The organism is Pseudoalteromonas sp. SG43-6 (assembly GCF_014164365.1).
GTDB lineage: Bacteria > Pseudomonadota > Gammaproteobacteria > Enterobacterales > Alteromonadaceae > Pseudoalteromonas > Pseudoalteromonas rhizosphaerae.
In genome coordinates this window covers 35,541-48,343 of record NZ_JACJEZ010000008.1, presented here as the reverse complement: position 1 = coordinate 48,343, position 12,803 = coordinate 35,541, and the positions used below count along the sequence as shown (strand labels likewise).

Here is a 12,803-nt window from a genome sequence, read left to right as displayed (position 1 = left end):
TAACAATTTTGTGAGTGTAGCATAGCGTATTGCATTGGAGAATATTCTGCTCTACTCTGAAATTCTCTGAAATTCTCTGATTATAAATAATAGTAGAAAAATGATGAAAAAATCAGTTTCTTATTTAAGTGTGGTATTAGCATTGATGAGTACCAGCGCGATGGCCGACTTTAACTATCCAGGCGAAGGAAACGTACGTTATCCAACTGGGGTTGAAAAGCCGTTTCAATTTGGGTTTGCTTGGCAGCAACAAAATAGCAAGTTTACTATAGGTAAAAAAAGCTATGATATGCAATTACCTGAATCCTATTCCATTGCTATTACTTTAGCAAAAGACGAGCAACAAGTGTGGGTGCAAGAATTTAATAATGGCTTTATTGAAGGATTCAGCTGGGAAATTGGCGAACACACAATCAAACTTGAAAAACGTCAATATAAAGGCGCGGTAAAAGGGGATTATGTTATCAGTTTAGATAACAAAGATTACTTTTTTGCCCGTAATAACATCAGTATCTTAATTAAGTTCACCGCTGAGGGTATCGATACTGTCGCTATTGACGGTGTAACCAAAGATATGGGTACTAAGCAATAGTACCCAACACTGTTGATTTGAGTCAGTTTACACTTTTACCGTTTTACGATTAATGCCGTAATCACGTAGCTTATTTGCAACTGCGGTATGACTTAACCCTAAACGCTTAGCCAACTGTCTCGAACTTGGGTAAGCAGGGTACAACTTACGTAATAATGTAGCCTCAAAACGCTTTACAGCTTGATCGAGCGAGCCCTCAAAATCAGACTCCAAGTACCCTAAATCATGGGTAAATGTAGGTAATTGTAAATGCTCAACACGCAGCTCGTTATCATCTAATAACGAGACCGCACGGTATATCGCATTTTCTAATTGGCGGACATTGCCCGGCCAAGGATAATCTTGTAAAAACGACAAACATTCTGCAGATAGTTCCGGAATTGCATGACCATTTTGCTGCGCATATTTTTGAATAAAATGTTCTGCAAGTGGCCCTACATCAGCTTTACGATCACGTAGTGGAGCAATTTCTAAAGTCAGTACATTGATCCGATAATATAAATCTTCTCTAAACGTACCCTCTTGTACCATCGCGGGTAAATCTTTTTGCGTGGCGGCGATAATGCGTACATTTACTTTTACTTCGTTCTCATCGCCAACTTTGCGAAATGTACCATCTTGTAAAAAGCGCAGTAACTTAGTTTGAAGTTGGGTAGACATTTCACCCACTTCATCTAAAAATACCGTGCCACCATCCGCTTGCTCTAACACGCCGCGTTTTGGCGCTGCATTTTCTTCATAACCGGCATAACCAAATAATTCAGACTCAGCAACATCATCAGGCAGTGAAGCGCACGATAAAGCGATAAAAGGTTTTACAGAACGATTAGATGCATAGTGACAAGCGCGTGCCAGTAACTCTTTGCCGGTACCGGTTTCACCAGTAATAAGTATCGGAGCTTCAAGTTGCGCCATTTTACGCGCTTCACGAACCACACGACGCATCGCAGTGCTAAAGTTGTGAATAGTTGCAAAGCTTTCTTGACCATAACGACGAAACGCACTTACCTGCTGACCTAAACGGCTTTGTGATTTGATGTTGATCACCGCACCAGCTAATACATCACCTTCGTTGCCTTGTGGTACTGCGATTGGCAAGATATCCGCGATAAAATCTTCACCAGCCACCTCAACCCGGGTTGTTTGTCCCAGTACTTCTTTGCCTTCTAACCAACGGGTAAAGTTAAAGCCTTTCAATAGATTATTAATATTTGAACCAATAACTTCTTTTTCAGTTAACTGGAAGTCTTTACATGCAGCATCGTTGCAAAGCCTTACCCAACCTTTGGCATCAATTGAGATCACACCATCTGGTAGCGCACGCAACAATGTGTTGAGCTCATTATGCTCACGCTCAGAAGGTAAAAAAGCGGTGGTACGTACATCCTGCACACCATCAATTAATCGAATTGAGGGCATGATTTTTTGAAACTGCTCAAATTCAATCGGTGGAAAACTCACATACATACGACAGTTAATTGAATCAACTTCAATACCTTTTAAATCAACGCGATAGTTGACTAAAATATTGAGTATTTCTTGAGCAATACCGATGCGGTCTGCACAATGGATATCTAAACGCATTTCACCCTCAAAAAGAGAAAACCTACTATGTCGCAAATAATACGCTAACTACCCATCGCTGGGTAGTCTATTGTAAAGATTTTTGGACAAATGATACTAACCATTATTGCAAAGACTTTTTATGGCAACTGACTATAATTTAGTATGAATGATATTAGAAAAATTCAAATACTTGGCTAATATCATTTCCACAAAAAATCCGTATAATGAAAACATATTAAAAAATGTAACTACAGTGATAACGAGGCTTGTTTGAAAATTAAAAAATATAAACTCTTTTCTATTCTCTGCTTAGCCCTAATTATCGCTGGCTGTAAGGTTGAAGACCCCTATGATACAGGCGAAACACAAGCCCAAAAGAGCGATGCACAACTGCGCGATGATTATTTAAAAAAAACGTTTAATGGTGTAATCACAATAACCGATCAGCAAGCTAATAGTGTGGCTGGCATCATGGTTGAGTTTGCAGGACAGCAGTATCAAACAAATGCCAGTGGGCAAATTAATTACTCAGGTATTACAACAGGTAACCATCGGTTAATGATCGCTGATGAAAGTTACTTCCCTGCTGTCGCTACAGTCAAAATTACTGCTGATAACGCTCAGCAACAGCTGACCCTAACAGCTAAGAGTAGTAACTCGGTTAGCCTGCTATTTGCTGGCGATACTATGTTTGCACGACGCTTTTTAGATCCCTCTTTGGCAACTATGACGGCTGCGATCCCTGATGTCGCAGGGGCACTTATTCGTCCAGCAACAGCCAGTGAAAATGCTCAAGCATTAACACATTTTGTCGCACCATTTTTTCAAGCTGCTGATTTTTCATCAGTAAACTTAGAGACACCGATAACAAGTAGTCCTGAAGCAGCACATCCAACAAAAGAGTTTAGCTTTTTTTCATTACCTGAGACGCTAGATGGGATCAAAGCCATTGGTATTGATTACGTCGCACTAGGAAATAATCATGTGTATGACTTTTTAGAAGATGGCCTCAATGATACTTTGCTTGAAGTAGATAGCGCTGGCCTTGCTCACAGTGGCGCAGGGAAAAACATAGCCAGTGCTTACCAAGCAAAGTTCATGGATGTGGGAACACTCACGTTAGGACTTTTTTCAGCGACCTCCATTACAGGTAAAGAACATGCAATTACCTATGTTACCGATGCCACAAAAGGCGGTGCCGCAGATTTAACAGAAACAGAATTAGTCTCCAACTATCTTAATGATGCAGTGCAAAATAGTGATTATGTAATTGCCCAAATGCATGGTGGTGATGAATACACTTATCAACCCAGCGGTTACATTAAAGGCAGGTTTAATTCTTTATCCAAACAACAAACCAATTTATTAGTTGCTCATCATCCGCATATTGCCCAAGGCTTTGCAGTTTTTAATGGCGTACCTGCCATTTTAGGCTTAGGCAATTTTGTGTTTGACCAAGACCGCTTAGAAACGCTGCTTGGTGTTGCGGTGTTAGTAAATGTAGACAAAGATGCATCTCCTATGACGAAGCGCGCTTTTGCTTACCCTATTTATGTTGAAGGGTATCAGCCTAAATTTACCAATGGTTTTTTGAGTGATTATTTATTACGACGTCTGGCTGAGTTTTCTGATAATAACATTACCTTGATCCCACGAGATGGTTATGCCGATGTATTTTTCACCGCAGATCAAGCGACTGTTTCTCAGCACACGGAAACAGTTACAGTTACCCCAAATCAAAGCATTCTAGATTTACGCAACTTTGCTCCATCAACAAAAGCATTTTTATCTAAACTTGAAATCATTGACGGATCGCCAAGTGATGTCACTTTAGGGCGCGATTTAATGATTTTCGGTGACTTTGAAGATTGGGATAACGATGATGAACAACTAGAAGTTGCTCGTTGGGATCACACCGGCGACAGCGTAACGCCTTGCTTAAGTGGTGCTCGTTCAGGCGCGCAAGGCTTATGCTCTGCTCGCACCCAGTTTGATAACACGCCATCGCTGCTCCCATTTAGACAAACCATTCGTGCAATGGAATTACCTAATGATGATGGCTCAATTGATGTCTTCAAGGAGTTTAGTTTGTTTGGTTACAGTAAAGCTGAAAACGCCGGAAAACTAGACGCAAAAATAGTTTATACCACCGCTGAGGATGGCCTTGAATTTTCTACTCAATTGGTCGATATTGAACCGGCTGGTAACCATGACTGGCAAGCCTTAAACTATGACTTTTCACTGCCTTCTGACGACTTAACACTTGGCCCAGAACAGTTACCACCGCGCGGTATTAAAGTTACCTTGCGTCACTTTGCGCCAAATAGTGGCGAAGCAAGCTTGGCGTTGGATGATATGGCAATGATTTCATGGCAACAAAAAGTAAACTTCACTGATACGATGTGGCGCACGGATAAAATCCATGGATTTGACTTTTTACGTTTAAATGCAACGTCTTCTGTTACGTTTAAACTAACGTATAGCACCTTTAATTAATCTCTATTCTATTTTGGAGCTAATCGTGGCTTTTAAACAACAGTTTTTTTTACTTAAACGCCAGCGTTCTTTTTGGCTTACTATTTGCCTGTTTATCATTGTGGTGATCTCAAATTCATTATCACTGTTTAATTCATCAAATGCCTTTTTCTATAGCCGTTTAGCAAATCTTACACAAAGCCAGCAAAGCAATGTTGTGATCATTGAAAGTGAGCATTTAAGTCGCGAACATAATGAACTAGTACAACAACTATTAAGCTATCAACCAAAAGCAGTATTGGTTTTTGCTAATGAACAACTAACAGTAAATAAAACCTTGACGGACATGGCACAAAACACTGTTTTTTACCCACACCCTAAAAATGACTACTGCCTACCACATATAAACGATTGGTCTGGCTACAATGTTGAATTAGCCGCTATGGCTGACAGCTCATGTCTGGCAATTTGGCCGACACTGTTTAACGACCTTGATAGTAGCAAAAGTGTATTGCTTAACTTCGCTTTAGCCCCTTCTGCACTGCCAAAGTTTTCAGCTGAACGGCTGATGACAATGGACATTATGGCCAGCCAGTTACAAAACAAAATCATTATTCTCGGTCAACATAATGCTGGTTTAGGGGTAAAACTTAATGCGCCTAAATTAACCCAGACATCAAACTATTTATTACTTACTGCTTATATTGCCGATACACTTGATAAGCAAAGCAGCATATCGCTACTGACACTATGGCAAAGCACCCTACTGCTGCTTAGTATTTCTTTACTACTGCTGTTCGCTTTTCAAAAATTATCAATTAGTTACAGTATCGTAATTGCAGTGCTAACAAGTATATGTTGGTTTGGCTTAGGGTATTTTATTTTAGTGTTTCAGCATTTATTTTTACCCGTTGGCCAGATGACCATTTTTACCTTTATTACACTAGTGTGGGTAATATTGGTTAGAAAACTCAACGAAGACAGGGAGCTCACTAGCCTAATTGGGAATATTCAACAGAAAATGGCTGGGCGCTATTTACCAAAGTCATTTATTTCTCAAAGCTCGCCTTGGGATGCGATTATTCGCTTGGTAACTCAACAACTTGCTTTGAATAAATCGATATTTTTAGCGCGTAAAGAAGGCGATCACCGACTAACCGAAATAAGAGCCGTCAATTGCCACCTTAGTGATATTAAAGAAATGCGCCGCGATTATAAGCGCGCGCCATATTCAGATGCTTTAAAAGAATTTGGTGTTGTGCCAATTTTGCGCCCATTTTTTAATGAGCTAAGTGACGGTGAGCTGCAATATATCGTGCCATTGATCTATGCCGGTGATGTGCGTGGTTTTTGGGCAATGACAGTAATGCCTGATGCACAATTTAACAAACAAGCATTTGAGCGCAATGTAAATGCCTTTGCCGGACAAGTGGGTGAATTACTGTTCCATTATCGAATTATTGAATCACAAAATAATGCTAATGATAGCGCCCTATCTCAACTACTCACTTTGAAATTACAAGAACCGCTCAGCCAGCAAGTGAAAACGTCGATAGCGGAAATGGAACAAAAGCTAACGACCTTAGAGCATGTGTTTAATAATGTTCGCTCTGCGACTGTATTATTTAATTTATTTGGTCAAGTGGTGCAAATAAACAAATCGTTAGAAAAACTAGCTGCGCAGCATCAATTCTCTATTTTTGATATGACAGCATTGGATTTGCTCTGCTTAGTTACTGATTTAGATACTGAAACCGCGAAAGGTAAATTACGCTTTATCACCTTACAAAAAGGCGATATTTATCTTCAAGCTAAGCTTGATGAAAATACCTATATACTCAATGTTCGAGCAATGGATGCAAGTCATCTACAAAATGCATCTGGCGAGCCATTTCAGGTTTCAGGTATTTTATTTGAGTTTATTGATATTGCGTTTTTTATTGAGCAAATGCCCAACAGCAAACAACTGTGTGATTCATTATGCAAACAACAGCAATTTTACGCTCAAAACTTGATGGAGCCATCAACTAGTGGGTGATTTTATTTTACAATTGTTTCCAGCAGGTGGTGGCTTAGGTCAATCGGTGATCACCACTGTATGGATAGGCATTACTGTTGTTTGTTTGTTAAATTTACGATTTGGTTTTCCGCTTACTGGGCTTGTTGTGCCTGGTTATTTAGTGCCACTACTTATTGTTAGCCCAACCTCAGCCGCCGTTATCTTAATTGAAGCGGTAGTAGTGTATGGCTTAATGCTCTTTAGCGCTAAGTACGTAATGCAAAGATTTGGCTACGCCGAGATGTTTGGTCGTGACCGCTTTTTTGCCATTATCTTGATCAGTATTTTAGTGCGTGTAGTCATGGATACTTTGTTTTGGCCATTGATTGCTAACGTGCTCAGCGGTTGGGATATAACCTTTGATTATTCATCACAGCTTTATTCCCTGGGGTTAGTTATTATCGCCCTCACTGCCAACGTGATGTGGAATGGTGGCTTTAAGTACGGCATGAAAGTTACCATTGTTCAGCTACTAATTACTTTCTTATTAGTTCGTTTTGCACTCATGCCAATGACTAACTTTAGCATCGCCAATTTAGCAATTATGTATGAAGCGGTTGCCGCATCAATTATAGCGGCACCAAAAGCCTATATTATTTTGGTGATCACTGCGTTTATTGCGTCGCGTGCCAATATTAAATATGGCTGGGAATTTAATGGCATTATGCTACCCGCATTATTGGCGCTGCAGCTTATGCAGCCAACTAAATTGCTCACATCCTTTGCAGAAACAGCCATTATACTGATCATTGGTGCTTCGCTATTAAACTTTACGCGGTTACGTAATGCCAATATTGAAGGTGCAAGATTATTGCTATTTTTCTTCAATATCGGTTTTATCTATAAGTTATTTTTAAATTATTTTGTGGTGCACTACTACCCTGAAATAAAAGTTACCGATACCTTTGCTTTTGGTTATATGCTGTCTACGCTTTTAGCATTAAAAATATATCAAAAAAGCGCACTAGGCTTAGTGATCCGAGCCACCTTTCAAACTTCAATCCTAGGCGGTGCGTTAGCCATTGTGATCGGCTTTATTATCATGTTTATCCCTTCTTTATTTGTTACAACTGACATTAAAGAATTGCAAAGCACAAACAAAGTCAGCGCTCTTGGTCAACAGATCAGTGAATATAAAAGCTACCTTTATACGAGCAATAAAGGACAACTAGACATCAGCAGTTATCAAGCTAGTCAGGACAAAAATAACTTTAAACAAGCGATTTATGAAATTAATAAAGCCCCTAATTCAATAGAAAACTTACTGCTGAATAAACAGCGCTTAGCTAAACTTGATTTTCAATTGCAATTTGATGATAGTTATATTTACATTCGCGATGCTAGAAAAACCTCGCAACGCGGGTTATTTGTTATTTCTCGAAAACCAAGCGCAGATTTCATAGTCACGGTACCATTTCCCACTTCAGAAAGTTTAGCGAGCGACTCTGCGGGGCTTATATTTTCACACTTTGACAGTCGTGCCTTAGTATTTGGTACCAGTGCTACACCAACGACGGAATTAACTCATAATAATAAACAAAGTCCTTATTATTTAGCATTTATTGAAGCGCTGGGGCTTGAGCAACTATTTCAAGTACGGGAAGTTAACAATCGCACAAATCGTTTGTTAATCAAAACCCCTGTCGGCGCAACAAGTCAGTATTGGATTTACAATCAGTTACCAAGCTCACTCAGCCAACGTTTGATCCAACAGCTATTAGGACATCAAGAGACTTTTTTTGGTCAAGCAACCAATAGCTCTTTACCTGCAGCAAATTTTAATGGCCAGCTGTTTGAAGTGTTTTTAAATAGTGATAACTACACTACGTTATTAGCTAACATATCTCGTGATGAAAGTAATAACGAGGACAACGCAATTAGCTATGCAACGCAGAGCCTGAATGAAGTGATTGAGCTATTTGCTGACAACATTACCGCTAAAGGCAGTGGCGCTTATAAACCATTAACGGCAAATCAAGCCGCCTTGTGGGAATTTGAAATATTACACCCTCTATACCGTTTAAAAACTAAGCTGACGGATCAAGATGTAGATGAGAATATAATCAATCAACTAAATCAAATTAATGCCACAGCCAGACTAATGGGCTATCAGCTAACATTACTCAATAACGCGCAAGGTCGCTTTTTACTTATCGCCCCTTTCGTTGATGGGGCTGCAATAGCCTATGGTCAAGGTTTCTATGTCATCAATCTGACATCAAGTACCCAACTTAATATTGAAGTACCGCGACCATTATTTGAAAGTAATACCTTAAAGTTTGCCACTGAACTATTTGTAAATAGCCGGGCAGAGCATTTACTGATCGCCGGTGCCCATCCTTATGCGCATCCACAAGCGAATGTATTATTACCCAATAACGTTGATTCATTATTTAATGTGGTTCATCAAAGCTATTTACGGTTTGCACAAAATAATGCCATTTTAAACTTACAAATTCGTAGTCACAGTGCACCATCATGGATCAGACCCACCGCCCTGGCTTTTGAATATACGCAATCAAATAACGCCCACCAGCATCTTTTACAAACACTTAATCACAGTTTGCAAGATTTGGCTGTTGATTACCAAGTTGTGCAAGGCCAAACCGCGACAAGAGGTTTAGAGCTTGGTACGTCGCCGCAATCTGGCTATCAAATATTTGCTCCCCACAGCGAACTAGCAACCCTGTGGCTTGCATCTGATTTTAAACAGCAATTTTCTGTTAACCAGCAAAGTCTTTTACAACGCTTGCTCGCGATTTCAGCGCAACCAACAATTAAAGTAATGAATATAACCACATTATCGCCTGCCAATTGGCAAGCTGTAAGTTCACAGCAGCAAAGTCATTTTTTAAAAACGATTGAGCATTATGCCAGCACGCAACGCTTGACGGCACTGGCACAACTATGTAAACCATTCGCTAACTGTGAATTACAAACAATTGAATTTGAAGGCCGCCAAGAGTATGCCCTCGCGATCAGACAAAAAGGTAAGCTGTTGGCAATTTTTAATCCGATAACAAACCGTCTCACTGACCAAAACCGTTTTAACACTATGATGATTGAGGGATCGTATGCAATTTATTAAACGATTCTTAAAAATACTCATATTGCTCCTAATACTTACTGGGCTTAGTTTTGCGCTGTTTAGTTTTTATCTGTGGATACAGTCAGCTGAACCTATAACTAGCCGTTCGGATGAAGAGACACGCTCTAACGTTCAATGGCTAAGCACTGAAAAACCATTGATTTTTTCGTTTTCTAGCACTAGAACACACTCGATCCGAGTATTATCAAATGCGATATTTTCTGAACCACAGGATTTAGATAAACCGATAAACTATGCCATTGAATACGCATTCTTAAATGAAAAAAAACAAGTAATTAGTAGTCATGTCTATCACCATGCGTCAAAACTAACACCTCCCGACAATGAGCAACAAATAAAGCAAATTATTGAAAATCGGCAAGCTTTACAGGTCTCATCTGGGCAATCTTTTTATATCAGCCCAGAACAATTAAAGAACGTTACCAGCGTATCATTAAAGTTAATTAGCGAAGATAGCCAAGTTATGGGAGTTGTAGTGCGAGTCCATGCTAAAACACATAACGATAATGATGATAAATACAGCGCGTGGCTCAAGTTACCATTAGAGCGAAGAGAGCGAAGCAGCGCATATCACAGTATTGGGGTTAATGCGTTATCAACCACAGAAATAAACAATGCAGTTACCTATTCATGGCTAAAACTTGCTCCACAAGGTATTCCTGGGATCGACTTTAAAGCCGACATTTTATATGAAACGCTGCCCTACAATGTTGTTACTTATGACTTTGCGCAGCAACAACTTAATTTAAATGACTATTACACCGATGCGACACTGTGTGCGAGCATTGAACTAAAACAGCCAGATTCGCTTATTTTCAGTCTGGACAAATCAGCTGAAATCAATTTAACTTGGTATGATTTAAGTCAGTTTATTGCACCACATACTGTGCTTTATCGCGCAAATACAGCGCAGCCACTGAGCTTTATTACCGAGCCATTAGATATTGGTTTAGTAACTATATGCAGCACCGAGCCACTGTTAAGTAATTGGTCTTTTAGCTCACTACAACCGTTAACGACCGCACAAGATGGTTACTATCAAATAAGTAACTTATTAAATGCTCGCTTCACACTTGAAGGAAGTAGCGATATTAACATCGATCTCAGATCATCTAGTCGAGGTCATGCTACTGTGATTGTTTATGATCAAGATAATCAGCCAATTGATACCTTTACTATTTCTTATGACGATGAATTATCTGAATTTGATCGAGTTATTCTAGATTCCACACAACGAGAAAAAATCCCTAAAGCAAATAGCTTTTATTTACGTCTTAACGAACGTGCAGCGGCATTGGTAATTACAACTGAGCAACCGACTCTTGTACGTGTCAAATCACGTAATAGCCAGTTTAACTATCAACGTACGGTATGCCATACGAAATGTATTGAAGATCCAAACTTTCATGATATTGCCGCTTGGTATGAGCAACAAGCTGATAACCATTACGACTTTACTGAACAAGATAGTTACGTCAATATCCGAGTTTTCCAAGAGCCACCAGAGATCCTAATTAAAGACAGTTTCTATCAATCAAGAGAGCTGTTTAAACAATTACCGATCTCTAATGTCGCATTGGTCAATAGCCCAACAAAATATTTTACCCCAGTTACTGAGCCCAGCCCTTATAACTTTGCACCATTGCAAAATAAGCATCTGCTGCAAGCGGCGACTAATGCGCCAAGTACAGATCCAGGCAGTGTGGTTTATCAACTAAACAACAAAACAGCCAGAGAAGTAAATTTAGTAGACACTGACTTTGAACAACTGGCAAGTATTGAAAAAAATGCCCAACAAATTTATCAAAACTGGCAAGGGCAACGCCCGTGGCTTAAACAACGGTTGTATAAACTTACGGCAAATACGCCACTAAAATTAGCATATCCAACGCAACGCCCGTACAGTGTGGTATTAAAAGCGTACAGCCATTATGCTGAGCAGAGCATTATCCTCGATATTGCTCAACGTGCTAAATACCAAAGTGGCTTAACCCATGATTATAGTATTGCAAACAAGCGCTATGGACTTCAGCCGAGCCGCTTAAGTGATGCCTTTTTGATCCATCCAAAAGACAGTCAACTATTTGCTTACCCGGCAATTACTCAACAGCTCAATGCTGATGTTCGTGCGCTCAACAGTTTAACCATTACAAGCAATAAAACCGTCTGGATCGAAGTATTAGAAGAGTACGCTAACGAAGAAGTAAAAATAAGGTGGTGGAATGATGATGCAAGCTAAACGCTTACTTGCGATAATATTACTGTTATTAACTAGCGCAAGTTACGCTAGTTCGTCATCACAAAATGGTGCCTATGCGGTTACAAAAGCCCAACTAGCGCAATGGCTGAGCACGCAAACAAACTTGGCGCAAGGCAACGAACTAACATCAGCGTTAACTTTAGTAACGAAAGATGAACACGTTATAGCAGGAGAAATAAAATACCAGTCGAGTGGCAGTCAGTGTATTGCCTATGCTCCGCACCGCTATTTTGACAAACACAGCTACCCTATTGCGATGGCTCTATTTACTGAATGCCAGGTTTTCTTAGCCAATACCATACATCGCAATACACTTGCAGCTGATGGACAAAAAAGTGATCTAGGTAAATACCACTACAGTGTTACCAATGCGTTTATTCAAAGCTACGCCAACACAGTCGATCAGTTCGTTATTTATCAGATACACGGCTTTGATCCAAAAAAACGACACACTAAAAAAGCACGCAATAGTGATGTAATAATCAGTCATGGTGCCAAGCCAGCTACAGCTAAATTACAGCAAATAAGCCAGTGTTTAACTGACAAATTACAACTTGCCAGTTATGTATATCCGTTAGAAGTTACAGAGCTTGGCGGCACAAAAAATATTTTAAATAAAATTCTGCCAAGCAATGGCGAATTTTTCCATATTGAATTAAGTGATATATTACGCGCGAAACTTGTTCAACAGCCTACTTTGATGAGTCAATTTAAAATATGCATTACGCTATAACTGCTATTA

General features: G+C 39.6%; 7 protein-coding genes. 6 read left to right on the top strand and 1 reads right to left on the bottom strand.

What is annotated here, in order from left to right:
• Positions 1 to 100 precede the first annotated feature (100 nt).
• The gene (locus tag H5201_RS05145) at positions 101 to 592 is read left to right on the top strand and encodes a hypothetical protein (RefSeq protein ID WP_404674458.1); all 492 of its coding nucleotides are present in this window, start codon (positions 101 to 103) and stop codon (positions 590 to 592) included.
• A 27-nt stretch (positions 593 to 619) separates the two neighbouring features.
• Here the strand turns inward: H5201_RS05145 and tyrR are convergent, their stop codons facing one another.
• A complete protein-coding gene (tyrR, locus tag H5201_RS05140) occupies positions 620 to 2,176 on the bottom strand; it encodes a transcriptional regulator TyrR (RefSeq protein ID WP_182783867.1) in 1,557 nt (518 codons plus the stop codon).
• 252 nt (positions 2,177 to 2,428) lie between these two features.
• Between tyrR and H5201_RS05135 the strand changes: the two genes are divergently transcribed.
• From H5201_RS05135 to H5201_RS05115, 5 genes are read left to right on the top strand one after another with little or no spacing between them, the layout of a single operon-like run.
• Positions 2,429 to 4,654, top strand: coding sequence for a CapA family protein (locus H5201_RS05135; RefSeq protein ID WP_220493209.1), 2,226 nt, complete (start codon positions 2,429 to 2,431; stop codon positions 4,652 to 4,654).
• A gap of 25 nt (positions 4,655 to 4,679) precedes the next feature.
• Positions 4,680 to 6,671 carry a hypothetical protein gene (locus H5201_RS05130; protein ID WP_182717069.1) on the top strand — a complete coding sequence of 664 codons (1,992 nt, stop codon included), beginning with the start codon at positions 4,680 to 4,682 and terminating at the stop codon, positions 6,669 to 6,671.
• Positions 6,664 to 9,780 carry a poly-gamma-glutamate biosynthesis protein PgsC/CapC gene (locus H5201_RS05125; RefSeq protein WP_182731089.1) on the top strand — a complete coding sequence of 1,039 codons (3,117 nt, stop codon included), beginning with the start codon at positions 6,664 to 6,666 and terminating at the stop codon, positions 9,778 to 9,780. Before H5201_RS05130 ends, H5201_RS05125 begins: the two co-directional genes overlap by 8 nt.
• Positions 9,767 to 12,040 carry a hypothetical protein gene (locus H5201_RS05120; protein WP_182783865.1) on the top strand — a complete coding sequence of 758 codons (2,274 nt, stop codon included), beginning with the start codon at positions 9,767 to 9,769 and terminating at the stop codon, positions 12,038 to 12,040. The genes H5201_RS05125 and H5201_RS05120 overlap by 14 nt, the downstream gene beginning before the upstream one ends.
• A complete protein-coding gene (locus tag H5201_RS05115; protein ID WP_182717066.1) occupies positions 12,024 to 12,794 on the top strand; it encodes a hypothetical protein in 771 nt (256 codons plus the stop codon). Before H5201_RS05120 ends, H5201_RS05115 begins: the two co-directional genes overlap by 17 nt.
• Positions 12,795 to 12,803: the final 9 nt, after the last annotated feature.

Coding starts and splice junctions, on each gene's coding strand:
- H5201_RS05145 (WP_404674458.1), top strand. CDS start 101: ATGATGAAAAAATCAGTTTCTTATTTAAGTGTGGTATTAGCATTGATG.
- tyrR (WP_182783867.1), bottom strand. CDS start 2,176: ATGCGTTTAGATATCCATTGTGCAGACCGCATCGGTATTGCTCAAGAA.
- H5201_RS05120 (WP_182783865.1), top strand. CDS start 9,767: ATGCAATTTATTAAACGATTCTTAAAAATACTCATATTGCTCCTAATA.
- H5201_RS05115 (WP_182717066.1), top strand. CDS start 12,024: ATGATGATGCAAGCTAAACGCTTACTTGCGATAATATTACTGTTATTA.